This window comes from Serratia sp. CY56464 (assembly GCF_052168435.1).
Taxonomy (GTDB): domain Bacteria; phylum Pseudomonadota; class Gammaproteobacteria; order Enterobacterales; family Enterobacteriaceae; genus Serratia; species Serratia marcescens.
The window spans coordinates 1,921,847-1,947,125 of record NZ_JBJNMV010000001.1 but is presented as its reverse complement, the minus strand read 5'-3'; the positions used below and the strand labels follow the sequence as shown (position 1 = coordinate 1,947,125).

20 protein-coding genes are annotated in these 25,279 nt (G+C 58.3%); 18 read left to right on the top strand and 2 right to left on the bottom strand.

Features of this window, described 5'->3' with window-relative positions:
• The first annotated feature begins 48 nt into the window (after window positions 1–48).
• From rpsA to lpxK, 5 genes are all read left to right on the top strand, one after another.
• Window positions 49–1,722 (top strand): 30S ribosomal protein S1, encoded by a 1,674-nt coding sequence (gene rpsA, locus ACJ8KE_RS09510; RefSeq protein ID WP_004928267.1) that lies wholly within the window; start codon window positions 49–51, stop codon window positions 1,720–1,722.
• Between the two features lie 62 nt (window positions 1,723–1,784).
• The gene (gene ihfB, locus ACJ8KE_RS09505) at window positions 1,785–2,069 is read left to right on the top strand and encodes an integration host factor subunit beta (RefSeq protein WP_004928264.1); all 285 of its coding nucleotides are present in this window, start codon (window positions 1,785–1,787) and stop codon (window positions 2,067–2,069) included.
• Window positions 2,070–2,345: 276 nt separating this feature from the next.
• Window positions 2,346–4,616: a ComEC family protein gene (locus ACJ8KE_RS09500; RefSeq protein ID WP_306377019.1), complete on the top strand. Its 2,271-nt coding sequence runs from the start codon at window positions 2,346–2,348 to the stop codon at window positions 4,614–4,616.
• Between the two features lie 35 nt (window positions 4,617–4,651).
• Complete coding sequence (gene msbA, locus ACJ8KE_RS09495; protein WP_079449440.1) at window positions 4,652–6,400, top strand: lipid A ABC transporter ATP-binding protein/permease MsbA; 1,749 nt, start codon at window positions 4,652–4,654, stop codon at window positions 6,398–6,400.
• Window positions 6,400–7,380: a tetraacyldisaccharide 4'-kinase gene (gene lpxK, locus ACJ8KE_RS09490; RefSeq protein ID WP_306376707.1), complete on the top strand. Its 981-nt coding sequence runs from the start codon at window positions 6,400–6,402 to the stop codon at window positions 7,378–7,380. Before msbA ends, lpxK begins: the two co-directional genes overlap by 1 nt.
• Before the next feature lie 2 nt (window positions 7,381–7,382).
• Here the strand turns inward: lpxK and hglS are convergent, their stop codons facing one another.
• On the bottom strand, window positions 7,383–8,789 hold the full coding sequence (hglS, locus tag ACJ8KE_RS09485; protein ID WP_116403753.1) for a 2-oxoadipate dioxygenase/decarboxylase HglS: 1,407 nt from the start codon (window positions 8,787–8,789) through the stop codon (window positions 7,383–7,385).
• A gap of 525 nt (window positions 8,790–9,314) precedes the next feature.
• Between hglS and cspE the strand changes: the two genes are divergently transcribed.
• The 6 genes from cspE to ACJ8KE_RS09455 all read left to right on the top strand — a co-directional run bounded on the left by cspE (window position 9,315) and on the right by ACJ8KE_RS09455 (window position 13,583).
• The gene (gene cspE / locus ACJ8KE_RS09480) at window positions 9,315–9,524 is read left to right on the top strand and encodes a transcription antiterminator/RNA stability regulator CspE (RefSeq protein ID WP_004928244.1); all 210 of its coding nucleotides are present in this window, start codon (window positions 9,315–9,317) and stop codon (window positions 9,522–9,524) included.
• A 223-nt stretch (window positions 9,525–9,747) separates the two neighbouring features.
• Window positions 9,748–9,969: a cold-shock protein gene (locus ACJ8KE_RS09475; RefSeq protein ID WP_004928241.1), complete on the top strand. Its 222-nt coding sequence runs from the start codon at window positions 9,748–9,750 to the stop codon at window positions 9,967–9,969.
• Between the two features lie 113 nt (window positions 9,970–10,082).
• The gene (locus ACJ8KE_RS09470; RefSeq protein ID WP_049300510.1) at window positions 10,083–11,309 is read left to right on the top strand and encodes a winged helix-turn-helix domain-containing protein; all 1,227 of its coding nucleotides are present in this window, start codon (window positions 10,083–10,085) and stop codon (window positions 11,307–11,309) included.
• A gap of 298 nt (window positions 11,310–11,607) precedes the next feature.
• Entirely contained in the window at window positions 11,608–11,790 is a 183-nt protein-coding gene (locus tag ACJ8KE_RS09465; protein ID WP_004928237.1) for a Trm112 family protein, read from the top strand.
• On the top strand, window positions 11,787–12,536 hold the full coding sequence (kdsB, locus tag ACJ8KE_RS09460) for a 3-deoxy-manno-octulosonate cytidylyltransferase (protein WP_004928235.1): 750 nt from the start codon (window positions 11,787–11,789) through the stop codon (window positions 12,534–12,536). Before ACJ8KE_RS09465 ends, kdsB begins: the two co-directional genes overlap by 4 nt.
• 150 nt (window positions 12,537–12,686) lie before the next feature.
• Window positions 12,687–13,583, top strand: a complete 897-nt coding sequence (locus ACJ8KE_RS09455) for a YcbJ family phosphotransferase (RefSeq protein WP_049300509.1) — start codon at window positions 12,687–12,689, stop codon at window positions 13,581–13,583.
• Window positions 13,584–13,590: 7 nt separating this feature from the next.
• Here ACJ8KE_RS09455 and elyC read toward each other — a convergent pair whose 3' ends face one another.
• The gene (elyC, locus tag ACJ8KE_RS09450) at window positions 13,591–14,364 is read right to left on the bottom strand and encodes an envelope biogenesis factor ElyC (protein ID WP_015377333.1); all 774 of its coding nucleotides are present in this window, start codon (window positions 14,362–14,364) and stop codon (window positions 13,591–13,593) included.
• A gap of 152 nt (window positions 14,365–14,516) precedes the next feature.
• Between elyC and cmoM the strand changes: the two genes are divergently transcribed.
• The 7 genes from cmoM to ACJ8KE_RS09415 all read left to right on the top strand — a co-directional run bounded on the left by cmoM (window position 14,517) and on the right by ACJ8KE_RS09415 (window position 25,246).
• A complete protein-coding gene (gene cmoM / locus ACJ8KE_RS09445) occupies window positions 14,517–15,302 on the top strand; it encodes a tRNA uridine 5-oxyacetic acid(34) methyltransferase CmoM (protein ID WP_016928312.1) in 786 nt (261 codons plus the stop codon).
• Window positions 15,299–16,621, top strand: a complete 1,323-nt coding sequence (mukF, locus tag ACJ8KE_RS09440; RefSeq protein WP_004928228.1) for a chromosome partition protein MukF — start codon at window positions 15,299–15,301, stop codon at window positions 16,619–16,621. Before cmoM ends, mukF begins: the two co-directional genes overlap by 4 nt.
• Window positions 16,602–17,330, top strand: coding sequence for a chromosome partition protein MukE (gene mukE, locus ACJ8KE_RS09435; RefSeq protein ID WP_442517224.1), 729 nt, complete (start codon window positions 16,602–16,604; stop codon window positions 17,328–17,330). Before mukF ends, mukE begins: the two co-directional genes overlap by 20 nt.
• The gene (gene mukB, locus ACJ8KE_RS09430) at window positions 17,327–21,775 is read left to right on the top strand and encodes a chromosome partition protein MukB (protein ID WP_016928310.1); all 4,449 of its coding nucleotides are present in this window, start codon (window positions 17,327–17,329) and stop codon (window positions 21,773–21,775) included. The genes mukE and mukB overlap by 4 nt, the downstream gene beginning before the upstream one ends.
• Before the next feature lie 221 nt (window positions 21,776–21,996).
• A complete protein-coding gene (gene ldtD / locus ACJ8KE_RS09425) occupies window positions 21,997–23,805 on the top strand; it encodes a L,D-transpeptidase (RefSeq protein WP_028127364.1) in 1,809 nt (602 codons plus the stop codon).
• 180 nt (window positions 23,806–23,985) lie between these two features.
• Complete coding sequence (locus ACJ8KE_RS09420) at window positions 23,986–24,534, top strand: YcbK family protein (RefSeq protein WP_004928217.1); 549 nt, start codon at window positions 23,986–23,988, stop codon at window positions 24,532–24,534.
• Between the two features lie 64 nt (window positions 24,535–24,598).
• Window positions 24,599–25,246 carry an MBL fold metallo-hydrolase gene (locus tag ACJ8KE_RS09415; protein WP_048796528.1) on the top strand — a complete coding sequence of 216 codons (648 nt, stop codon included), beginning with the start codon at window positions 24,599–24,601 and terminating at the stop codon, window positions 25,244–25,246.
• The last annotated feature ends 33 nt before the right edge of the window (window positions 25,247–25,279 follow it).

Here is a 25,279-nt window from a genome sequence, read left to right as displayed (position 1 = left end):
CGGGACGCTAAATGGACGTTAAACTAAAGAACCCTGAAGATTAACAACATGACTGAATCTTTCGCTCAACTCTTTGAAGAATCCTTAAAAGAAATCGAAACCCGCCCGGGTTCCATCGTTCGTGGCGTCGTTGTTGCTATCGACAAAGATATCGTACTGGTTGACGCCGGTCTGAAATCTGAGTCTGCCATCCCGGCTGAGCAATTCAAAAACGCCCAGGGCGAGCTGGAAATCCAGGTTGGTGACGAAGTTGACGTTGCTCTGGATGCTGTTGAAGACGGCTTCGGTGAAACCCTGCTGTCCCGTGAAAAAGCTAAGCGTCACGAAGCTTGGATCACGCTGGAAAAAGCCTACGAAGAAGCTGAGACTGTAACCGGTGTTATCAACGGCAAAGTGAAGGGTGGCTTCACCGTCGAGCTGAACGGCATCCGCGCGTTCCTGCCAGGTTCCCTGGTTGACGTGCGTCCGGTACGTGACACTCTGCACCTGGAAGGCAAAGAGCTTGAGTTCAAAGTCATCAAGCTGGATCAGAAGCGCAACAACGTTGTCGTTTCTCGCCGTGCGGTTATCGAATCCGAGAACAGCGCTGAGCGCGATCAACTGCTGGAAAACCTGCAGGAAGGCATGGAAGTTAAAGGTATCGTTAAGAACCTCACTGACTACGGTGCATTCGTTGATCTGGGCGGCGTAGACGGCCTGCTGCACATCACTGACATGGCTTGGAAACGCGTTAAGCACCCAAGCGAAATCGTCAACGTTGGCGATGAAATCACTGTTAAAGTGCTGAAGTTCGACCGCGAGCGTACTCGTGTATCCCTGGGCCTGAAACAGCTGGGCGAAGATCCATGGGTTGCTATCGCGAAACGTTACCCAGAAGGCACCAAGCTGACTGGCCGTGTAACCAACCTGACTGATTACGGCTGCTTCGTAGAAATCGAAGAAGGCGTTGAAGGTCTGGTACACGTTTCTGAAATGGATTGGACCAACAAAAACATCCATCCGTCCAAAGTTGTTAACGTGGGCGACGTAGTGGAAGTGATGGTTCTGGACATCGATGAAGAACGTCGTCGTATCTCCCTGGGCCTGAAGCAGTGCAAATCCAACCCATGGCAGCAGTTCGCAGAAACCCACAACAAGGGCGACCGCGTTGAAGGTAAAATCAAGTCTATCACTGACTTCGGTATCTTCATCGGCCTGGACGGCGGCATCGACGGCCTGGTTCACCTGTCTGACATCTCCTGGAACGTTGCAGGCGAAGAAGCAGTACGTGAATACAAGAAAGGCGACGAAATCGCTGCGGTTGTTCTGCAAGTTGACGCAGAGCGCGAGCGTATCTCCCTGGGCGTGAAGCAACTGGCTGAAGACCCGTTCAATAACTACCTGTCTATGAACAAGAAAGGTGCTATTGTTACTGGTAAAGTCACTGCAGTTGACGCCAAAGGTGCTACAGTTGAATTGGCAGGCGGCGTAGAAGGTTACCTGCGTGCATCTGAAGCCTCTCGCGACCGCATTGAAGATGCAACTCTGGTTCTGAACGTAGGTGACGAAGTTGAAGCTAAATTCACCGGCGTTGACCGTAAGAACCGCGTTGTAAGCCTGTCCGTACGTGCTAAGGACGAAGCTGACGAGAAAGACGCCATCGCAACTGTTAACAACAAACAGGAAGAAGGCAACTTCTCTAACGCAATGGCTGAAGCTTTCAAAGCGGCTAAAGGCGAGTAATGACGGGGGGCGGTCGCTGACCGCCCCGATACGGTAGTTTAGCTGCAAAGCTTGGAGGTACTATGACCAAGTCTGAACTTATTGAAAGACTTGCTGGCCAGCAATCTCATATTCCGGCGAAGGCCGTTGAGGATGCAGTGAAAGAGATGCTTGAGCACATGGCCGCAACGCTGGCCGAGGGCGAACGCATTGAGATCCGCGGATTCGGCAGTTTTTCTCTTCACTACCGTGCCCCGCGTGTAGGCCGCAACCCGAAAACCGGTGACAAAGTAGAGCTGGACGGCAAATACGTTCCTCACTTCAAACCAGGCAAAGAGTTGCGTGACCGCGCCAATATCTATGGCTAGTCGCTGACTGATCATAGCGTTGTTGCTTGAAAAGAATATAAAACGGTGCCTGTAAGGCGCCGTTTTTTTTCGCCTGCAATTCTCCGCAATATGCTCGCGAGTTGCGTACTACGCCGCATTTACGATGTGGCTCCTGCATAGATCTCTCTTATCCTGCCATGTTCACCGCATCTTCGTTAAAGCCCGCTGGCGGTGACATGTCGCCTGAATGATCCTGCTTGCTTGCCGTGATGCGCTTTTGCTCATGGCGGAGCCGATGGGAGAAGAGCGATCAAAATTTCGCTGGATCTGGCGATATTCGCCGTTATCTGCGGCATCTTGCCGCTGTTGGTTTTACCGCAGTTGCCTGAGCAATGGCAGCTATGGCCGCTCGTGCTTGTGGTCTGTTTACTGCTGCGCACGCGCAGGCCATTCTGCCGCTATTTGGCCTGCCTGGGATTGGGATTCATATGGGCGGTTTTCAACGCCGGCAGCCTGATCGGGCAAATGGATCGCTTAACTCGCATGCCGGACGTGACGGCGGTGGTGCAGGTGAGCAGCGTCGCGTTGGAGCCCGCCGCCAGTAAACAGACGCTGATGCGCATCGAGCGGGTCGACGGTCATTGGTTGGCGCCTGCGCTGGCGTTTACCACGACGTGGGCTCCCGAACAGCAGCGGCTATGCGCCGGGCAGCGTTGGCAATTGAAACTGCGCCTGCGGCCGGTACATGGCAAGCTCAATCAAGGCGGATTTGACAGCCAACGTTGGGCGATCGCCCAGCGTCAGCCGTTGACGGGGCGGGTCAGGCAGGCTCGTTTGCTGGATGGCGATTGCGGGCTGCGCCAGCGCATCATCAGCCATGTGGAAACCAACATCGGTGAATTGCGTTACAAGGCGGTATTGCTGGCGCTGGCGTTTGGGGAACGAACCGCGCTGGAGCAGGCTTTGCGCACGCTGATGCTGAAGACCGGCATCGCTCACCTGATGGCCATCTCAGGGTTGCATGTGGCGATGGTCGCCATTTTGTTCTGGGCCGCGTTGCGCGCGCTGCAGTTTTTTCTGCCCGCCCATTTGATTGGCTATCGCTTTCCATTGGTCGCAGGCTGGGTGGCGACGCTGATCTATGTTTGGTTGGTGGGCGCCCAGCCGCCGGCGGTGCGTACTGCGTTGGCGATGACGCTGTGGATGCTGCTGCGCTTGCGCGGCGTTCATTGTTCTTCCTGGCAAGTGTGGTTGTGGTGTATCGGGCTGATTTTGCTGTGCGATCCGTTGGCGGTTTTGTCAGACAGTTTCTGGCTGTCGGTGCTGGCGGTGGGGTGTTTGATTTTTTGGTTTGAATGGGCGCCGCTCGGTGAGCGATTCCGGTCGGCCTGGTATTGGGCACCGGTGCGCTGGCTGCATATTCAGCTGGGCATGACGTTGTTGCTGGTGCCGATGCAGGCCGCGCTGTTTCTGGGCCTGACGCTGACCTCGCTACCCGCCAATCTTTGGGCGGTGCCCATCGTCTCATTGGTGACGGTGCCGCTGATTTTGCTGGCGGTGATATTTGGCTTCTTTCCCTCGTTAAGCTACGGGCTATGGTGGCTGGCGGACGTAACGCTGCACTGGGTGTTTGTGCCGCTGCATTACCTGCAACGCGGTTGGGTGGATCTGGGGGCTGCCTCGCTGCTGGCCAGCGCGGCGGGGTGGCTCATCGTCGTCTGTTGGCGCTTTCATTGGTGGCGGCGTTATGCACCGGGGCTGGCGACGATAGCGATATGCTGTGTGCTGTGGAGGGAAAAAGAGCCGGGATACCGCTGGCGAATCGATATGCTCGATGTCGGGCACGGCTTGGCGGTGGTCATTGAGCGAAACGGCAAGGGAATACTGTACGATACCGGCGATCGTTGGCCGGGCGGCAGCGCCGCCGAACGGCATATCTTACCGATGCTGAACTGGCGGAATATTGAACTGGAGCAGATCATTATCAGCCATATTCACCTCGATCATATCGGCGGGCTGCCGGTGATGCGGCGGGCATTTCCTCAGGCGACGGTGCGCAGCCCGATACGCGGGGAAGGACACTTGCCCTGCGTCGCCGGTGAGCGTTGGCGCTGGCAATCGCTGCAATTCGAGGTGCTGTGGCCACCGAAAACGCGCAAAAGGCCGGTCAATGACGACTCCTGCGTGATCCGCATCGACGATGGGCAATACAGTTTGCTGCTCACCGGTGATGCGGAAAAGAAGGCGGAGGAGCAGCTGTTACGGTTGCGGCGCGATCGTTTGGCTGCCACGGTGTTGCAGGTGGGGCATCACGGCAGCAAGACGTCTTCTATGCCGCCGTTTCTGCGCGCGGTCAATCCCGAAGCGGCGCTGGCGTCCGCATCGCGTTACAACAAATGGCGATTGCCGGCGCGGAAAGTGGTCGCCAGATACCGGGCAAATGACATTCAATGGCGCGATACGACGCGCTCCGGTCAGTTATCGGTACTTTTTTTCGACAACGATTGGCAAATTAAAGGCTTTCGCGAACAATTAATGCCCCGTTGGTACCATCAGCGGTTTGGCGTAGAGGGTGATAATGAGTAAAATAGGCCGCTATTTCTTCCGATGCTGGTATTTGCATGATGAATGATAAAGATCTCTCGACCTGGCAGACGTTCCGTCGACTCTGGCCGATGATCACTCCTTTTAAGACCGGGCTGATTGTGGCCGCCATTGCGTTGATTATGAACGCAGCGGGGGACACGCTGATGCTGTCTCTGCTTAAACCGTTATTGGACGATGGGTTTGGAAAAACCGACAGCAGCGTGCTGGTGTGGATGCCGCTGGCGGTGATTGCGCTGATGCTGATGCGCGGCGTGACCAGCTTTGTTTCAAGCTACTGCATTTCCTGGGTTTCCGGCATGGTGGTGATGCAAATGCGCCGCCGCCTGTTTGGCCACATGATGAGAATGCCGGTGGCCTTCTTCGATCAGCAGTCCACCGGGACTTTACTGTCGCGCATTACCTATGATTCCGAGCAGGTGGCTTCCTCCTCTTCCAGCGCGCTGGTGACCGTGGTGCGTGAAGGAGCCTCGATCATTGGCCTGTTCATCATGATGTTCTACTACAGCTGGCAGCTGTCGGTGATCCTGATCGTGCTGGCACCGATCGTCTCCATCGCCATTCGCCTGGTGTCCAAGCGTTTCCGCAACATCAGCAAGAACATGCAGAACACCATGGGGCAGGTGACCACCAGTGCCGAACAGATGCTGAAAGGCCATAAAGAAGTGCTGATTTTCGGTGGCCAGCAGGTAGAAACCGAGCGTTTTAACTCGGTGAGCAACCGCATGCGCCAACAGGGCATGAAACTGGTTTCCGCGTCTTCCATTTCCGATCCGATCATTCAACTGATTGCTTCGCTGGCCCTGGCGTTCGTGCTGTTTGCCGCCAGCTTCCCAAGCGTGATGGAAACCCTGACCGCCGGTACCATTACCGTGGTGTTCTCGTCGATGATCGCGCTGATGCGTCCGCTGAAGTCGCTGACCAACGTCAATGCCCAGTTCCAGCGAGGGATGGCGGCCTGTCAGACGCTGTTCTCCATTTTGGATATGGAACAGGAAAAAGACACCGGCACCCGCGAAGTGAAGCGTGCGAAAGGCGACATCGAATTCCGTAACGTCACCTTCTACTACCCGGCCAAAGACACGCCGGCGCTGCGTGATATCAACCTGAAAATCGCTGAAGGCAAGACCGTCGCGCTGGTGGGCCGTTCCGGTTCGGGTAAATCCACCATCGCCAACCTGTTGACGCGCTTCTACGATATTCAGGAAGGTGAAATCCTGATGGATGGTCACGATCTGCGTGAATATACCCTGGCCTCGCTGCGCAATCAGGTGGCCTTGGTCTCGCAAAACGTGCACCTGTTCAACGACACTATCGCCAACAACATCGCCTATGCGCGCGAGAGCGAATACAGCCGCGAGCAGATTGAGAAAGCGGCGGAAATGGCGTACGCGATGGACTTCATTAACAAGATGGAAAACGGCCTGGATACGGTGATCGGTGAAAATGGCGTGATGCTGTCCGGCGGCCAGCGCCAGCGCATTGCCATCGCGCGTGCTTTGCTGCGCGATTGCCCGATCCTGATCCTGGATGAGGCGACGTCTGCGCTGGATACCGAGTCCGAGCGTGCCATTCAGGCCGCGCTGGACGAGCTGCAGAAAGACCGCACTTCGCTGGTGATCGCGCACCGTCTGTCGACCATTGAGAAGGCGGACGAGATCCTGGTGGTGGAGGACGGCCGCATCGTCGAACGCGGTGAACACGCCGAGTTGCTTGAGCGGCATGGCGCCTATGCGCAGCTGCACCGCATGCAGTTTGGTCAATAATGATTGAGCGTATCTGGTCCGGCGGTTCGTTGCTTTATCTGGCGCTATTGCCGCTCTCGTGGCTCTATGGTTTGTTCAGTTGGCTGATCCGTCTCAGTTACCGCTGCGGCCTGCGTAAAAGTTGGCGTTCGCCGGTGCCGGTAGTGGTGGTGGGTAACCTCACCGCCGGCGGCAACGGCAAAACGCCGATGGTGATTTGGCTGGTGGAACACCTGCAACAGCGGGGCTATCGCGTTGGCGTGGTGTCACGCGGCTACGGCGGCAAGTCGGCGGTTTATCCGCTGGTGCTCGGTCAGAATACATCGACCCGTGAGGCGGGCGATGAGCCGGTGCTGATTTATCAACGTACCGGTGCGCCTGTGGCGATCGCGCCCAAGCGAGCCGAGGCGGTGCAGGCCCTGCTGCAACAACAGCCGCTGGATGTGATCATCACCGACGACGGTTTGCAGCACTACGCTTTACAGCGTGACTTCGAGCTGGTGGTCATCGATGGCGTGCGTCGTTTCGGCAACGGCTGGTGGTTGCCAGCCGGGCCGATGCGCGAGCGTGCCGCGCGGCTTGGCAGCGTCGATGCGTGCGTCGCCAATGGCGGCGTGGCGCAGACCGGGGAAATTGCCATGCGCCTGCAGGCGCGTGATGCGGTGAACCTGCTGAGCGGTGAACGTCGCCCGGCGGCTGAGCTGCCGCGCGTGGTGGCGATGGCCGGCATCGGCCATCCGCCGCGTTTCTTCGCGACATTGGAAAAGTTGAACGTCGAAGTCGTACAGGAAGTGGCGTTTGCCGATCATCAGGAATATCAGCAGGAACAGCTGGCGGCGCTGGTTGCAGCCGATCAAACGCTGTTGATGACGGAGAAGGACGCGGTGAAGTGTCGCGCCTTTGCCCAGCCTAATTGGTGGTATTTGCCGGTTGATGCGGTGCTACCTTCCGCTCAGGCTGAGCAATTGCTGCAGGATATCGAATCTCTGCTGACTAAGTAATCTCAGGATGCCAGCGTGGCAAGTCCCAAGGCTTGCGCGCAGGCTTCCAGCGAACGCTGCTGGGTTTGCTGATACAGCGCCAGCTCGTCGATCACCTCACTGCCCAACGCTTGTTCAAACGCTGCCCGGCTGGAAGCGGCGTTGTACTGCGCGTGGCGGCTGTCGCCCAGGTTTGACTGGAAAATCCCCGCCGCGCTGACCGGCAGAAAATCTTCATACACCAGAGGCTGGAAGCGAACGTGTTCTTTCTCGATCAGTTGTTCCAGGGTGCTGTGCTTATCCAGCGACTCTTTGGCCGCCAGGCCGCATTCGGTCGGGAAATAGCGGAACCAGGCCAGCTGTTGCTCACGCAGCGTGGCGTAATCATCCGGAAACGCCCGGAAGTTTTCCTCCAGCAGTTGATAGTAGAGCTCGGCATTCTTCTCGCTCGGTGGCGCCTGCAACGCATCGTTGGTCGCCTGCAGCAAACGGTCGTAAAGTTCGCGTCCTTTAGGCGTTAGCGCCACGCCGCGTTGTTCGATCTCGCCGAAGCGCGCGGTATGGTGACCGGCGACGGCGTGCCCGTCGTGCTCAACGAAATCGACGCTTTCTTCCAGCGCTTTGAAGCTGGTTTGGCGGAGCAGGATCGCGCGGCGGCGGCGCGGCGGGCCCTCGATGACCGCTTTGGGCGTAATACCGCGGCCGGGCATCGCTTGCTGAACGCGATCGATATCCAGCGTGCGTGGTGTCAGGTGGTTGATATGCGGCCCTTTAAACGCCACCACGTCGGCGATCAGGCGATGCTGATCGTGCAGCTGCTGGTATTCTTCGGCGCTGACCGTCGCCTGGTTGTGCCAGCGGAAGGTTTCCAGCGCTTGTTCGACAAATTCTTGCGCCTGCACTTCATTCAGCCCGCCATGCGCTTCCTGCAGCGCGATCAGCTCCAGCGCGCGATCGGTAAAGATACGGCGGCGCGCCAGCAAGCGCTCGGCCAGCGCACGCAGCGCGGGATCTTCTATCAGTTCCAGGCGCAGCAGGGAGGTGAACACGCGGAAAGGACTGATCTGCAGCGCGTCTTCGTGTATGGCGCGAAAAGCGGTGGAGTGCACCGGAACGCCCGCCACCGATAGATCATAGTAACCGACCGGCGCCATGCCCATCACCCGGAACAGGCGGCGCAGGGTGGCCAGTTCGTCCGCCGTACCGACCCGGATCGCGCCGTGGCGCTCCATGGCCAGGCGTTCGATCTCGCCGGTGATTTGCAGTTGATGAGCCAGTGCGGCATCTTCGCGCAGAACCTGTCGGTTGGTTTCCGCCACCAGCTCCAGCAGATCGCCGTACAGCGGTACCTCTTTTTGATACATGTCCGACATCGCGTGAGAGAATCTGGCGCGGATTTCATTAGGTGAAACGAACTGCTGGGCGGTCATGCGCATAGCTCCTTGATTCAGCATAATCTGAAAAATCGTGTTTTTAGCGGCAAAAGTGCTGGCGAAAAAGCCGTCTGCCTTGTTTTCCCCTCAAGTTTAGCCATCTGATTTGGGATTTGTTATAGCAGCGTCAAGCATATTAGAGTTTTATGCGTTAGCTCTCATTTGCAGCGCTCAGACGGGCAAATGATGCTCCGGTGAGGAGAGGAACGCGGTGGATCGGCCGCGGCGAGCGTTAAATTAAGTCATGTATATTCAGGGGGATAAAAATAAATTCGGCGTAATGATGAATTTATTGCAATAAACCTCTTGTGCATTCACCATTTTTATGAGTAAATGCAAGTCGGCCTGTAATCCAGACCTATTTATGTTCGAGTTTAGAGTTAAGCAGTTCCTCCAAAAACGTTATCATCCGATTCCGCTTCAAAGACGAACCTTCTAAGTACCTCCCATAAGTAATGTTTCTGAAATGGCCGCAATTGCCTCTTATGGCAGGTTTTGTAAATATATTTAAAGGTAAAAGTAATGTCTAAGAAGACTGGTCAAGTTAAGTGGTTCAACGAAAGCAAAGGTTTTGGTTTCATTGAGCAGCACGACGGCGGCAAAGATGTATTTGTACACTTCTCCGCAATCATGACCGACGGTTTCAAGACCCTGGCTGAAGGCCAGCGTGTCGAGTACACCATCCAGGACAGCCCGCGCGGGCCGGCTGCCGCCAACGTAGTTGCTCTGTAAGAAGACAGGGAACGCGTATAAAGAGATCTTAATACAACCATGGTGACGCTTCAGCGCTGAGTCATGCGGAAGATATTAAGTTCAACAAGCCCGCCTTAGTGCGGGTTTTTTATTTTTTTGCTCACGAGAGGTTTGTTACGAAAAACTTTAGGATGGGCTGGTAGCGTCCAGACAATATAAAAAATGACGTTGTCAAGGATGCTCAAGTAAAAGGATATAAGTTATGTTTAAAAATACTGTGTTAAAAATGGGTCGTGTGAAATGGTTTAATCAGGCCGAAGGCTATGGTTTTATTTCACCGGTAGATGGCAGCGACGAAATCTATGTCAACCGCAACGCTATCGCCAACACCAAAAATAAGTCGTTGAACGAAGGTCAGAACGTTGAGTTCTCGATCTATCGCAGCTCGCATGGGCTGTCCGCGGCAGACGTTATCGCGTTCTGATCGCATCCTCCTTCCTCGCCAGTGCCGGTGTCGCCACCCGCAAGCACTGGCGAAGATAAATCCCGCGATATCCACTATTATCAGGCCATTGCCTACTCGCCACGGATATCAGGATGACCACCCCGACCATTTCCCTTACCGCCGCTCGCGCGTTGCACCTTGCCGCCCAGGGGCTGCTTTCTCCGCTTAAACGCCAGGCTCGGCCCGATGACGTCGTGAGCGCGATCCAGCGCATGGGGCTGTTACAAATCGATACCATTAGCGTCGTCGCTCGCAGCCCGTATCTGGTGCTGTTCAGCCGTTTGGGAACCTATCAGCCGGAGTGGCTTGAGCAGGCGCTCGCCGGCCGCAAGCTGTTCGAGTATTGGGCGCACGAGGCCTGTTTCCTGCCGATCGAAGATTTTGGTCTGCTGCGCCACCGCATGCTGGCGCCGCATGATATGGGCTGGAAATACTCGGCCGACTGGGTGCAGCAGCACCAGGCCGCGATGGACAACCTGCTGCGGCACATCGAACAACAGGGGCCGGTGCGTTCCGCCGATTTCAGCGCCGAGAAGAAAGGCAACAGCGGGTGGTGGGACTGGAAACCGGAGAAACGGCACCTGGAGATCCTGTTTACCGCCGGCAAGCTGATGGTGGCCGAGCGTCGCAACTTCCACCGGGTTTACGATCTGACCGAAAGGCTGCTGCCGGCCTGGGACGATGCGCGTCATGCGCTGCCTGCGGAGCGGGCGCGCCGGCAGATGCTGCATCGCACCTGCCGCTATCTGGGCATTTTTCGCGCCGAATGGTTGGCGGATTATTATCGGCTGAAACGCGTGGCGCCAAAAGCCTTGCTGGCAGAGCTGCAGGCGCAGGGGGAAATTTCGCCGGTGCAGGTAGAGGGGCTGGAAGGGCAGTTCTATGTGCATGAATCACTGGCGGAACTGCTGCCGCTGGCGGAGCAGGGCAAATTGAAATCGACGGTCACCAGCCTGCTGTCGCCTTTTGATCCGGTGGTGTGGGATCGCCGCCGGGCGCTCGAACTGTTCAACTTTGACTATCGGCTGGAGTGTTACACGCCGAAAGAAAAACGCCGCTACGGTTACTTCACGTTGCCGGTGCTGCATCGGGGCGAGCTGGTGGGGCGGATTGACGCCAAGGCGCACCGTCGCCAGGGCATCTTCGAGATCATCAGTTTCCATGCGGAGCCGCAGGTGCGCTTCGGCAAACAGCGAACGCAGGATATCCGGCAGGCCATCGCGCGCACGGCCAAATGGCACGGTGCGCAACGCGTCGCGCTGGGCGACATTCCGGCCGCGTTAGCCGCTGAATGGGGTGCCGGCTGGGAAGTGGGATAACGAGCGACGCCGTCGGTGGGGTAAAACGAAGTGAAGCGTCGCTCGTTACAAAGGGGCTCAGTGGCTGAAGTTAGCGAACAGAGCGATGATTTTATGCAGACGTTTGATCATGTATCACTGCTTTCTTTTGTGATTTTCATCACAAAATTCTACGCCGGGATGCGCCGCAGTTCAAGCTGTCACGCTGACGCAGTGAGGAAATATCGGCGGGTTGGCGCTGCCGATGATTAACCTGAGGCCGGGCATTATGCTATCCTCACTGCCTTTCCCAGATGACCTATCCCCTAGCGGAGGATGCATGGACCACCGTTTACTCGAAATCGTTGCCTGCCCGGTATGCAACGGCAAACTCTATTTCAATAAAGAAAACCAGGAGCTGGTGTGCAAAGCGGACGGGTTGGCTTACCCGCTGCGTGACGGCATTCCGGTACTGTTGGAAAATGAAGCGCGTGCGCTGTCGCTGGATGAGAAGCACGCATGAGTTTTATCGCTATTATTCCCGCCCGCTACGCCTCAACCCGTTTGCCGGGCAAACCGCTGGCCGATATTCACGGCAAGCCGATGGTGGTACACGTGATGGAGCGTGCCCGTGAGTCCGGCGCCAGCCGCGTCATCGTGGCGACCGATCATCCTGAAGTCGCCAAAGCGGTGGAAGCCGCCGGCGGCGAAGTGTGCATGACCAGCCCGGATCACCATTCCGGCACCGAGCGTCTGGCGGAAGTGATCGCGCACTACGGCTTTGCCGACGATCAGATCATCGTTAACGTGCAGGGCGACGAACCGCTGATCCCACCGGTGATCGTGCGGCAGGTGGCGGAGAACCTGGCGGGCAGCCAGGCCGGCATGGCGACGCTGGCGGTGCCGATCGAGAGCGCCGAAGAGGCTTTCAACCCCAACGCGGTGAAGGTTGTGATGGACGCGCAGGGCTACGCGCTCTATTTCTCACGCGCCACGATTCCGTGGGATCGCGAGCGTTTCGCCGCGTCGAAAGAGAGCATCGGCGACAGCCTGCTGCGTCATATCGGCATCTACGCGTACCGCGCGGGCTTCGTGCGCCGCTACGTCAGCTGGGCGCCGAGCCAGCTGGAGCAGATCGAGCTGTTGGAACAGCTGCGCGTGCTGTGGTACGGTGAAAAGATCCACGTGGCGGTCGCGAAAGCGATCCCGAGCGTGGGGGTCGATACGCCGGAAGACCTCCAGCGCGTGCGCGACAGCATTCAACCTTGAGCCTGATTTCGTCGGCGCGCCGCGCAACGCGCCGACGATGCAACACCCCCATTATTGATCCCCGTTTTGTTGATCTGCGTTGAAGAATTTTTCCGCTCGCCGTTTGATGATGTTACGTATCCCCCCTAATTAGCCTGAGGTGAATGCCTTATGGAGCAGTTACGCGCCGAACTGAGCATTGTGCTGGGTGAGTCCATCAGCCGGCTGGAGCGGGTGAGCGAACAGCCTTATGCGCATATGTATTCACTGTACGATCGGCAGGGCAACGCGATCCCGTTGATGGCGAAAAGCTTTATCTGTCGGGGCATCGCCCAGCAGGAGGCGTACAAGCTGTCGATGCTGGCGCGCGACGGGGATATTCGCCTGCCTACGGTGTATGGCGTGGTGTGCACCCACCAGGCGCCGTATACGGAAATCCTGCTGATCGAGCGCCTGCGCGGCGTGTCGGCTGAGGCGCCGACGCGCTCGCCGGATCGCTGGAATATGCTGATGGAGCAGATCGTTGACGGGATATTGGCCTGGCACCGCATCGACAGCCACGGCAGCGTCGGCAGCGTTGACAGCACGCAGGAGAATGACTGGTTTTGCTGGTATCAACAGCGGGTCGAAGTGTTGTGGGCGACGGTGGTCAATCTCACCACCCCGCAGTTGACCATGGCGGATCGACGTTTGCTGTACCGCACGCGTGAAACGCTGACCCATTTCTTCGTCGGCTTCGATGATCCCTGTGTTCTGGTGCACGGTAACTTATCGCTGCGCAGCATGCTGAAAGATCCCAAAACCGATCAACTGCTGGCGATGCTCAACCCCGGCGTAGTGCTGTGGGCGCCGCGCGAATACGATCTTTTCCGCCTCTGCGAGGCGGGCATGCCCAGCCAGCTGTTGTTCAACTATCTGCAGCGGGCGCCGGTCGCCGACGCTTTCCTGGCGCGGCGCTGGCTATATGCGGTATGGGAAGCGGTAGGGCGTTTGATCCATACCGGCAAGCTGGAGCGGCGGCCGTTCGACTATGCGTCGCAACAGCTGCTGCCCTGGCTGGCCGGTTGAACGGGCTTTACTCTGCGCCGGCGCTATCTGCGCCCTTCAGCCATTGCCACAGGCTACCCAGCGTTTCATACCAGGCGCGCTCGGTATGGCCGAGGAACATTGACGACGGTGTGGCGCGATCCCAGATATTCAGCGGCGAGTCGATAGCCAACTGATTGGCCGGCGCCGGGATCGGGTGCAGCCCCTTAGCCTTGAAGAAACGCATGGCGCGCGGCAGATGGTTGGCGGAGGTCACCAGAATGAACGGTTGCTCGCCGACCAACTTGGCGACCTGAGCGGCCTCTTGCTCGGTATCGCGCGGTTCCCCCAAGATCACCATATCACTGCGCGGCACGCCCAGGCTTTCGGCCACCAGCGCCGCAGTGGCGGCGTTGCTTTGCATGGGGCCGGCGGACGCGCCGGTGAACACCATCCTGGCGCCGGGATGTGCAAGGTAGAGCCGCACGCCTTCCGTGACGCGCGGCAGACTGTTGCCGAGCAGGTTTGAACTGGGCGCCCAATCGGGATTGTAGGTATAGCCCCCGCCCAACACGACGATGTAGCTGACCGGATCGTTACCGCGATAAGTCTGGTATTCGGCTTCGATCGGCCGCAGCAGCCGGTCGGCCACCGGTTGCAGGCTGAAAAGCAGTAAAAACAGCCAGCTCAGCGTGAAAATCGTCTTACCGCTTTTTTGCCAGCGGGTGAACCACAGCAGCAGCAGCGCCAGCCCCATCAGCAGCATCAACAGCGGCAGTGGCATCAGCAGGGCGCCAAAGAACTTTTTCAGGTTGAACAGCATCGAAAATCAGATCCTTTTGGGTGAAAAATCGGCATCCAGGTATAAACAGGCCGCAAGAAGATACATTCTAAGCCAGTCTGTGCCAAAATAGCAGGTTTGAATGGGCGTGCGCTTTGCCGCCGACAAGACTGAGATCAGCGGAGCCGTTGTCCATGCAGGATCGTAATTTTGACGATATTGCTGAAAAATTTGCGCGTAATATTTACGGCACCACGAAAGGAAAAATCCGCCAGGCGGTGGTTTGGCAGGATCTGACCGGGCTGCTGGCGCAGTTGCCGCAGCGGCCGCTGCGCATTCTCGACGCCGGGGGCGGTGAAGGCCATATGGCCTGCCAACTGGCAGAATTAGGACATCAGGTGTTGTTGTGCGATCTTTCTGGTGAGATGATCCAGCGCGCCGCGCAGCTGGCGGAGCAGAAAGGTGTGAGCCAGAACATGCAATTCGTACAAAGTTCTGCGCAGGATATCGCTCAACATTTGGAACAGCCGGTTGATCTGATATTGTTTCATGCAGTGCTTGAATGGATCGCCGAGCCCGAAGCGGCGCTGCAGGCGTTGTATGACTGCCTGACGCCGGGCGGCGCGCTGTCGCTGATGTTCTTCAACGCCAACGGCCTCTTGATGCGCAACGTGGTGTTGGGTAATTTCCAACTGGTGGATCCCGAGGTCAGACGGCGCCGCAAGCGTTCGCTGTCGCCGCAATATCCGCACGATCCGCTATTGGTCTACGGTTGGTTGGAACTGCTGGGCATGCGCATCGGCGGCAAAACCGGCGTGCGGGTGTTCCACGACTATCTGCAGAGCAGACAGCTGCAAACACAAAAATTTGAAGAGTTACTGGCGCTTGAACAGCACTATTGCCGGCAGGAGCCGTACGTGAGTTTGGGGCGCTATATTCACGTCATGGCGCATAAACCAAACCTGAAGGACGAACTATGAGTGAATTTTCCCAGACAGTACCCGAACTGGTCGCCTGGGCACGGAAAAATGATTTCTCTATTTCGCTCCCTACGGAGCGTCTCGCATTTCTGCTCGCCATCGCCACCCTGAACGGCGAACGACTGGATGGCGAGATGAGCGAAGGTGAGCTGGTTGATGCATTTCGCCATGTCAGCAAGGGTTTTGAACAGACGCATGAAACGGTGGCGATGCGCGCCAACAATGCGATTAACGACATGGTGCGCCAGCGCCTGTTGAACCGTTTTACCAGCGAGCTGGCGGACGGCAACGCGATTTACCGCCTGACGCCGCTGGGTATCGGCATTACCGATTACTATATTCGCCAACGCGAATTCTCCACGCTGCGTTTGTCGATGCAGCTGTCGATCGTGGCGCAGGAACTCAAACGCGCCGCCGATGCCGCCGACGAGGGCGGCGACGATTTCCATTGGCACCGCAACGTGTTCGCGCCGTTGAAATATTCGGTGGCGGAAATCTTCGACAGCATCGACATGACCCAACGCGTGATGGATGAGCAGCAGCAGAGCGTGAAGAACGACATCGCGGCGCTGCTGAGCAAGGATTGGCGGGCGGCGATCTCCAGCTGCGAGATGCTGTTGTCGGAAACCTCGGGTACCCTGCGCGAGCTGCAGGATACGCTGGATGCGGCGGGCGATAAGCTGCAGGCCAACCTGCTGCGCATCCAGGACGCAACCCTCGGCAACGTGGAGCTGGGTTTCGTCGACAAGCTGGTGTTCGATCTGCAAAGCAAGCTGGATCGCATCATCAGCTGGGGCCAGCAGGCGATCGACCTGTGGATCGGCTACGATCGCCACGTGCATAAATTTATCCGTACCGCTATCGATATGGACAAAAACCGCGTGTTCGCCCAGCGCCTGCGTCAGTCGGTGCAAACCTATTTCGACCACCCGTGGGCGCTGACCCATGCCAATGCCGATCGTCTGCTGGACATGCGCGACGAAGAACTGGCGCTGCGCAGCGAGGAAGTGACCGGGGAACTGCCGCCGGATCTGGAATTCGAAGAGTTCAGCGAGATTCGCGAACAGCTGGCGGCGATGATCGAAGAGGCGCTGAAGGTGTACCAGGAACAGCAGATGCCGCTCAACCTTGCGGCGGTGATGCGCGATTACCTGGCGCAATATCCGCGTGCGCGTCATTTCGACGTGGCACGTTTAGTGGTCGACCAGGCTGTTCGCCTCGGTGTGGCTGAAGCAGATTTCTCAGGGTTGCCGGCGGAATGGCAGGCAATCAATGATTACGGAGCCAAGGTCCAGGCCCATGTCATCGACAAATATTGAACAAGTAATGCCAGTCAAGCTGGCCAAGGCGCTGTCCAACTCGCTGTTTCCGGCGTTGGACAGCCAACTGCGCGCGGGTCGTCACATCGGTATCGATGAGCTGGACAACCACGCCTTTTTAATGGATTTCCAGGATGAGCTGGAAGAATTTTACAACCGTTACAGCGTCGAGCTGATTCGGGCGCCGGAAGGCTTCTTCTATTTGCGCCCGCGCTCCACCACGCTGATCCCGCGTTCGGTGCTGTCCGAGCTGGATATGATGGTGGGTAAGATCTTGTGCTACCTGTATCTCAGCCCCGAGCGCCTGGCGCACGAAGGCATTTTCAGTCATCAGGAGCTGTACGACGAGCTGCTGGGCCTGGCCGATGAGAACAAGCTGCTGAAGTTCGTCAACCAGCGCTCCACCGGTTCGGATCTCGATCGGCAGAAGCTGCACGAAAAGGTGCGCACTTCCCTGAACCGCCTGCGCCGCCTCGGCATGGTCTATTTCATGGGCAATGACAGCAGCAAGTTCCGCATTACCGAGGCGGTGTTCCGCTTCGGCGCCGACGTGCGCAGCGGCGACGATCCGCGTGAAGCGCAACTGCGCATGATTCGCGACGGCGAGGCGATGCCGGTTGAAACCAGCCTGTCGCTGAACGATGAGAATGACGCTGAGGATCAGCAGGTTGATAACGCTCCTGACGGTGCAGAGGATGAACAGGAATGATTGAACGCGGTAAATTTCGCTCGTTGACGCTGGTTAACTGGAACGGCTTCTTCGCCCGCACCTTTGATCTGGATGAGCTGGTGACCACGCTGTCCGGCGGTAACGGGGCGGGGAAATCCACCACCATGGCGGCCTTCGTCACCGCACTGATCCCCGACCTGACGCTGCTGCACTTCCGTAACACCACCGAAGCGGGCGCCACCAGCGGCTCACGCGACAAAGGCCTGCACGGCAAGCTGCGCGCCGGCGTGTGTTACTCCACCCTTGACGTCGTCAACTCACGCCACCAGCGCGTGGTGGTTGGCGTGCGTCTGCAGCAGGTGGCGGGGCGCGATCGCAAGGTCGATATCAAACCGTTCACCATTCAGGGGTTGCCGACCGCGGTACAGCCGACTGAATTGCTGACCCAGACCGTGGGTGAGCGCCAGGCGCGCGTGCTGTCGCTGCAAGAGTTGAAAGAGCGCGTGGAAGAGATGGAGGGCGTGCAGTTCAAGCAGTTCAACTCCATCACCGATTACCACTCGCTGATGTTCGATCTGGGCGTGATCCCGAAACGCCTGCGTTCGTCCGCCGATCGCAGCAAGTTCTACCGTCTGATTGAGGCGTCGCTGTACGGCGGTATTTCCAGCGCCATCACCCGCTCGCTGCGCGATTACCTGCTGCCGGAAAATAGCGGCGTGCGCAAGGCGTTCCAGGACATGGAAGCGGCGCTGCGCGAAAACCGCATGACGCTGGAAGCGATCCGCGTCACCCAGTCGGATCGCGACCTGTTCAAGCATCTGATCTCCGAGGCCACCTCCTATGTGGCGGCGGACTATATGCGTCATGCCAACGAACGCCGAATCCATCTGGACGGCGCGCTGGCGCTGCGCAGCGATCTGTTGGGCAGCCGCAAGCAGCTGGCCGCCGAACAGTATCGCCATGTGGAAATGGCGCGCGAGCTGAGCGAACAGAGCGGCGCTGAATCCGATCTGGAAACCGATTACCAGGCCGCCAGCGACCACTTGAATCTGGTGCAGACGGCCATGCGTCAGCAGGAGAAGATCGAACGCTATGAAGCCGATCTGGAAGAGCTGACCTACCGTCTGGAAGAGCAGAACGAAGTGGTAGCCGAGGCGAGCGAGCAACAGGCCGAAAACGAAGCGCGCGCCGAAGCGGCCGAGCTGGAAGTGGATGAGCTGAAGAGCCAGTTGGCCGACTACCAGCAGGCGCTCGATGTGCAGCAGACCCGCGCCATTCAGTACCAGCAGGCGCTGCAGGCACTGGAGCGCGCGCGCGCGCTGTGCCAACTGCCGGACCTGACTGCCGATAATGCCGAACAGTGGTTGGATACCTTCCAGGCCCGCGAGCAGGAGGCGACCGAAGCGCTGCTGATGCTGGAACAGAAGCTGAGCGTGGCCGACGCCGCGCACGGCCAGTTCGAACAGGCCTATCAGCTGGTGGGTAAAATCGCCGGTCAGGTCAGCCGCAGCGAAGCCTGGCAGTGCGCGCGCGAATTGCTGCGCGACTGGCCTTCGCAGCAGCACTTAGCCGAGCGCGTTCAGCCGCTGCGCCTGCGCCTGAGCGAACTGGAGCAGCGCTTGCGCTCGCAGCAGGACGCCGAGCGCCTGCTGCAAGAGTTTTGCAAACGCCATGGCCAAGAGTACCAGCCGGACGATCTCGACATGCTGCAGCAGGAGCTGGAAGAGCGCCTGGAAGCGCTGTCGCAGAACGTCAGCGAAGCCGGCGAACGCCGCATGGAGATGCGCCAGGAGCTGGAACAGATCCAGCAGCGCATCCGTGAGCTGACGGCGCGCGCCCCAGTGTGGCTGGCGGCGCAGGATGCCCTGAGCCAGCTCAGCGATCAGAGCGGGGAGCCGCTGGAAAACAGCCAGCAGGTGACCGAATACATGCAGCAACTGCTGGAGCGCGAGCGTGAAACTACCGTCGAGCGCGACGAAGTGGCGGCCCGCAAGCGCGAAGTGGAAGCGCAGATCGAGCGCCTCAGCCAGCCGGGCGGCGCGGAAGATCAACGCCTGGTCACCTTGGCCGAACGTTTCGGCGGCGTGCTGCTGTCGGAAATTTACGATGACGTCACTATTGATGACGCACCTTACTTCTCGGCGCTGTATGGCCCTTCGCGCCACGCCATCGTGGTGCCGGATCTGTCGCTGGTGCGCGAGATGCTGGAAGGACTGGAAGATTGCCCGGAAGATCTTTACCTGATCGAAGGGGATCCGCAGTCGTTCGATGACAGCGTATTTGCCGTCGAAGAACAGGACAAAGCGGTGGTGGTGAAGATCGCCGATCGCCAGTGGCGTTATTCCCGCTACCCGGAAGTGCCGTTGTTCGGCCGTGCGGCGCGCGAAAACCGGCTGGAGGTGCTGCATGCCGAGCGTGAAACGCTGGCGGAGCGTTACGCCACGCTGTCGTTCGACGTGCAGAAAACTCAGCGCTCGCACCAGGCTTTCAGCCGCTTTATCGGCACCCATCTGGCGGTGGCGTTCGACGCCGATCCGGAAGCGGAGATCCGCGGTCTGAACGCCCGTCGTGGCGAGATCGAGCGTGCGCTGAACAATCACGAAGCGCAGAATCAGCAGCAGCGTCAGCAGTACGACCAGGCCAAAGAGGGCATTTCCGCGCTCAACCGCCTGATGCCGCTGGTGTCGTTGCTGAACGATGAAACGCTGCAGGATCGCGTCGACGAGATCCGCGAAGAGCTGGAAGAAGCGCAGGACGCCGCGCGCCACATTCAACAGCACGGGGTGTCACTGACCAAACTGGAGCCGCTGCTGTCAGTGCTGCAGAGCGATCCGCAGCAGCATGAACAGCTGCAGCAGGACTATGCGCAGGCGCAAAGCGTGCAGCGTCAGGCTAAACAGCAGGCGTTCGCGTTGACAGAAGTGGTGCAGCGTCGCGCGCACTTCAGCTATACCGACTCCGCCGGCATGCAGAATGCCAACAACGATCTCAACGACAAGCTGCGTCAGCGTCTGGAGCAGGCGGAAGCCGAACGCGCCCGCGCCCGTGAGCAGCTGCGTCAGTATCAAACCCAGTTCACCCAATACAGCCAGGTGCTGGCCTCGCTGAAAAGCTCGTATGACGCCAAGCGCGACATGCTGAAAGAGCTGAGCCAGGAGCTGGTGGATATCGGCGTGCAGGCCGACGCCAACGCTGAAGCGCGCGCGCGCGCGCGTCGCGACGAGCTGCATGCGGCGTTGAGCAACAACCGCGCTCGCCGCAATCAGTTGGAGAAACAGCTGACCTTCTGCGAAGCCGAAATGGACGGCCTGCAGAAGAAACTGCGGAAGCTGGAACGCGACTATCATCAGCTGCGCGAGCAGGTGGTGACCGCCAAGGCGGGGTGGTGCGCGGTGATGCGCCTGGTGAAAGACAACGGCGTGGAACGCCGCCTGCACCGCCGCGAGCTGGCGTATATGGATGGCGACGAGCTGCGCTCGATGTCGGATAAGGCGCTCGGCGCGCTGCGTCTGGCGGTGGCGGATAACGAACACCTGCGCGACGTGCTGCGCCTGTCGGAAGATCCGAAGCGGCCGGAGCGTAAGATTCAGTTCTATATCGCGGTGTACCAACACCTGCGCGAGCGTATCCGTCAGGACATCATCCGCACCGACGATCCGGTCGAGGCCATCGAGCAGATGGAAATCGAGCTGGGCCGTCTGACCGAAGAGCTGACAGCGCGCGAGCAGAAGCTGGCGATCAGTTCGAAAAGCGTGGCTAACATCATTCGCAAAACCATTCAGCGCGAACAGAACCGCATTCGCATGCTGAACCAGGGGCTGCAGGCCGTTGCCTTCGGCCAGGTGAAGAGCGTCCGTCTGAACGTCAATGTGCGCGAAGCGCATGCCACTCTGCTGGATGTGCTCTCCGAGCAGCAGGAACAGCATCAGGATCTGTTCAACAGCAACCGCCTGACCTTCTCCGAAGCGCTGGCCAAGCTGTATCAGCGCCTGAATCCGCAGATCGACATGGGGCAGCGCACGCCGCAGACCATCGGCGAGGAGTTGCTGGACTACCGCAACTACCTGGAAATGGAAGTTGAGGTGTACCGTGGTTCCGACGGCTGGCTGCGTGCGGAAAGCGGCGCGTTGTCTACCGGTGAAGCCATCGGTACCGGGATGTCAATCCTGGTGATGGTGGTGCAGAGCTGGGAAGAAGAATCCCGCCGCCTGCGCGGTAAAGATATCTCGCCGTGTCGCCTGCTGTTCCTCGATGAAGCGGCGCGTCTGGATGCCAAGTCGATCGCCACGCTGTTCGAACTGTGCGATCGTCTGGAGATGCAGCTGATCATCGCGGCGCCGGAAAACATCAGTCCGGAGAAGGGCACCACCTATAAACTGGTGCGTAAGGTGTTCCAGAACCACGAGCATGTGCACGTGGTGGGGCTGCGCGGTTTCGCCGGCGAGCCGCCGGCGCTGGGCACTGCGCCGGTTGAAACGCCATAACGCAGAAAAACGCCCTAAAAATCCGAAAATAGCCGCCGCAGGGTGGCTATTTTTTTGTGCGCGTGGATGATAGTCCTGCTTTTTTATCCGTTGAAAAGCGGTTAGTTTAATCAGATAAACAGTTATTCGACGCCCGTAGGGCGAAACGGCCTTTCTGTTTGTATACTGAAACTATATGCAATTTTTGACGTTTTTTTTTGTGAGCATACAGGGGGCAAGGGATGTTGCTTAAAAAGGGAAACTCTCTACGACGTTTGGCGCTGAGTGGCGCTATCGCCTGTAGTCTTGTGTCGTCGTTTTCCGCCTTGGCCACCGTAACGGCGTTACCGGTGGCAACAGCAGGCATGTCCGTTGCGCAGAGTCGTTCTGAACTGCTGGCCGCGTTGCCGCGCGGTATGGATCTGCACTACCTTTCCACGCTGGCGCCGCTGTATGCGGCGAATCATATGCAGCCGATGTGGCAGGATCGCGAGGCCGTTCAGCAGTTTCAACAGCAGCTGGCCGAACTGGCGATGTCCGGCGTGCAGCCGCAGTTCACCCAGTGGGTGAAGATGTTGACCGATCCGGCGCTCAGTGAAGCGGGCCGCGATGCGGTGCTGTCCGATGCGATGCTGGGTTATTTGCAGTTTGTATCCGCCATCGGCGCCAACGGCAACAACTGGCTGTACAGCAATATTCCCTACAAGCTTGGTTTGCCGCCCACGGCGGTGATCAATCAATGGCAGCTGGCGGTGCGCCAGGCGCGAACCCTGAGCTACGTAAATTCGCTCGCGCCGCAGCATCCGCAATATGCCAAGATGCATCAGGCGCTGCGTGACATGCTGGCGGACAACCGCCCCTGGCCGCAGGTGGGCAGTGGCCCGAGCCTGCGCCCTGGCCAAATGAGCAACGATATCCCGGCGCTGCGTGAGATCCTGACGCGCACCGGCATGCTGGCCGCCTCGGCGCCGGAAGCGGAGCCGGAACCGGCGGTGGTTTCGGCGAAGAGCAATGAACCCGACGACGGCGGGCTGACGGTAGACGAAGAGAAAAGCCGTGTGACGGTCAGCCCATCGGCGGCGCCGGTGACGGAGTTGACCGCGGAACAGACGCCGCCGCAGATCGGCAGCGTGGTGAGCGACAACCTCTATACCAACGAGCTGGTGGAGGGCGTCAAGCGTTTCCAGAAATGGCAGGGGTTGACGGCGGACGGCGTGATCGGCGTGCGCACCCGCGAGTGGCTCAACGTGTCACCGAAAACCCGCGCCGCGCTGTTGGCGCTGAATATCCAGCGCTTGCGCATCTTGCCGGGGCATGTCGGCACCGGCATTATGGTGAACATTCCCAACTACTCGCTGACCTACTATCAGAACGGCAACGAAGTGTTGTCCTCCCGCGTTATCGTCGGGCGGCCAAGCCGCAAGACGCCGTTGATGAGCAGCGCATTGAATAACGTGGTGGTCAACCCGCCTTGGAACGTGCCGACCACGCTGGTGCGTGAGGATATCGTGCCGAAGGCGATGCGCGACGGTAACTATTTCCAGAAACACGGCTATACCGTGCTGTCAGGCTGGAGCAACGATGCGGAAGTGATCAACCCGGCGATGATCGACTGGAGCATGGTTTCTGCGCGCAACTTCCCGTATCGCGTGCGCCAGGCGCCGGGCGCCACCAACTCGCTGGGGCGTTTCAAGTTCAATATGCCGAGCTCGGATGCCATTTACCTGCACGATACCCCGAACCACAGCCTGTTCCAGAAAGACATCCGCGCGCTCAGCTCCGGCTGCGTGCGGGTGAACAAGGCTTCCGATTTGGCGAATATGCTGCTGCAGGATGCCGGCTGGAACAATAGCCGCGTTTCCTCCACGCTGAAAGAAGGCAATACCACTTATGTGAATATTCGCCAGCGTATTCCCGTAAAACTGTATTATCTGACCGCCTGGGTTTCGGATGATGGCCAACCGCAATTCCGTACAGATATTTACAATTATGATAATACGGTGAGATCGGGTGCACAAATTTTGGCTCAGGCCAAAAAATTAATGCAGTAAATGCAGTAATTATAAATAAATAACGGTCAGAATGTTTGGCTATACCGCAGGCCCTCGTAGGCGGGGGCCTGTAAACCTAGGCGTATCGCGGGTTGACTCAGCATACGCAGGCGGTTATGGTTCGGACAGTGCGCTGCTTTGTGCATTTATTTTGACATTCTTGCCGGGTTTAACAGAGTCATGGACAAAATTGATCATCATCGCCGTAAATGGCTGGCGCTAGGTGGCGCCGCTATGGGCATAGCGCTGCTTCCAGGGCAGGCATTTGCCAGTCTTTCCACCGCTCGACCGCGTATTTTAGTGCTGAATAACCTGAATACCGGTGAATCTATTAAAGCCGAGTTCTTTGACGGCAAAGGCTACAATAAAGAAGAGTTGGTTCGGCTAAATCATCTGTTCCGCGATTATCGCGCCAACAAGGTTAAATCGATCGATCCCAGCTTGTTTGATCACCTCTATCGCCTGCAGGGGCTGCTGGGCACCAGCAAGCCGGTGCAGCTGATCTCCGGTTACCGCTCCGTAGATACCAACAACGAATTGCGCGCACACAGCCGCGGCGTGGCCAAGCACAGCTACCATACCAAGGGCCAGGCGATGGATTTCCACATTGAAGGTATCCAATTGAGTAATATCCGTAAAGCGGCGTTAAAAATGCGCGCCGGTGGTGTAGGATATTACCCACGTAGCAACTTCGTGCACATCGATACCGGCCCGGTTCGGAGCTGGTAATCGCGGTGCCCTCAGTGAATAACGCTGCTCCTTGCAGAGGCGGCGTTATTGTCGTTGGAGCCTTATGAAATACCATCTTATTCCCGTTACCGCCTTTAGCCAGAACTGCAGCCTGATCTGGTGTGAAAACACGCAGCAGGCGGCGTTGGTTGATCCCGGCGGCGAAGCGGAAAAAATCAAAGCGGAAGTGGCGAAGCAGGGTGTGACAATCACGCAGATTTTGCTGACGCACGGCCATTTGGATCACGTCGGCGCGGCGGCGGAGCTGGCGGACCATTATCAGGTGCCGATTTACGGCCCGGATAAAGAGGACGCTTTTTGGCTGGATGGTTTGCCGGCGCAGAGCCGGATGTTCGGGCTGGAGGAGTGTGCGCCGCTGACCCCGACTCGTTGGCTGTCGGAAGGCGATGAGATGCAGGTGGGCGAAATGACGCTCAAGGTGCTGCACTGCCCCGGGCACACACCAGGCCACATTGTCTTTATCAATGAGCAGGCGCGTTTGGCGCTGGTCGGCGACGTGCTGTTTAACGGCGGCGTGGGGCGCAGCGACTTCCCGCGCGGTGATCATCAGGCGTTGATCGCCTCTATTCGCACCAAGCTGCTGCCATTGGGCGACGATATGCGCTTTATTCCCGGCCACGGCCCGATGTCGACCTTTGGCCACGAGCGCCAGACCAACCCGTTCCTGCGCGAAGAGCCGGCGGTGTGGTAACGATTATTTCCCGGCCGAAATAATCAAGGGCGC

Bases quoted from the DNA above. Each gene is read 5' to 3' on its own strand.
- rpsA (WP_004928267.1), top strand. From the start codon at position 49: ATGACTGAATCTTTCGCTCAACTCTTTGAAGAATCCTTAAAAGAAATC.
- ihfB (WP_004928264.1), top strand. From the start codon at position 1,785: ATGACCAAGTCTGAACTTATTGAAAGACTTGCTGGCCAGCAATCTCAT.
- msbA (WP_079449440.1), top strand. From the start codon at position 4,652: ATGATGAATGATAAAGATCTCTCGACCTGGCAGACGTTCCGTCGACTC.
- lpxK (WP_306376707.1), top strand. From the start codon at position 6,400: ATGATTGAGCGTATCTGGTCCGGCGGTTCGTTGCTTTATCTGGCGCTA.
- hglS (WP_116403753.1), bottom strand. From the start codon at position 8,789: ATGACCGCCCAGCAGTTCGTTTCACCTAATGAAATCCGCGCCAGATTC.
- cspE (WP_004928244.1), top strand. From the start codon at position 9,315: ATGTCTAAGAAGACTGGTCAAGTTAAGTGGTTCAACGAAAGCAAAGGT.
- ACJ8KE_RS09475 (WP_004928241.1), top strand. From the start codon at position 9,748: ATGTTTAAAAATACTGTGTTAAAAATGGGTCGTGTGAAATGGTTTAAT.
- ACJ8KE_RS09470 (WP_049300510.1), top strand. From the start codon at position 10,083: ATGACCACCCCGACCATTTCCCTTACCGCCGCTCGCGCGTTGCACCTT.
- ACJ8KE_RS09465 (WP_004928237.1), top strand. From the start codon at position 11,608: ATGGACCACCGTTTACTCGAAATCGTTGCCTGCCCGGTATGCAACGGC.
- kdsB (WP_004928235.1), top strand. From the start codon at position 11,787: ATGAGTTTTATCGCTATTATTCCCGCCCGCTACGCCTCAACCCGTTTG.
- ACJ8KE_RS09455 (WP_049300509.1), top strand. From the start codon at position 12,687: ATGGAGCAGTTACGCGCCGAACTGAGCATTGTGCTGGGTGAGTCCATC.
- elyC (WP_015377333.1), bottom strand. From the start codon at position 14,364: ATGCTGTTCAACCTGAAAAAGTTCTTTGGCGCCCTGCTGATGCCACTG.
- cmoM (WP_016928312.1), top strand. From the start codon at position 14,517: ATGCAGGATCGTAATTTTGACGATATTGCTGAAAAATTTGCGCGTAAT.
- mukF (WP_004928228.1), top strand. From the start codon at position 15,299: ATGAGTGAATTTTCCCAGACAGTACCCGAACTGGTCGCCTGGGCACGG.
- mukE (WP_442517224.1), top strand. From the start codon at position 16,602: ATGTCATCGACAAATATTGAACAAGTAATGCCAGTCAAGCTGGCCAAG.
- mukB (WP_016928310.1), top strand. From the start codon at position 17,327: ATGATTGAACGCGGTAAATTTCGCTCGTTGACGCTGGTTAACTGGAAC.
- ldtD (WP_028127364.1), top strand. From the start codon at position 21,997: ATGTTGCTTAAAAAGGGAAACTCTCTACGACGTTTGGCGCTGAGTGGC.
- ACJ8KE_RS09420 (WP_004928217.1), top strand. From the start codon at position 23,986: ATGGACAAAATTGATCATCATCGCCGTAAATGGCTGGCGCTAGGTGGC.
- ACJ8KE_RS09415 (WP_048796528.1), top strand. From the start codon at position 24,599: ATGAAATACCATCTTATTCCCGTTACCGCCTTTAGCCAGAACTGCAGC.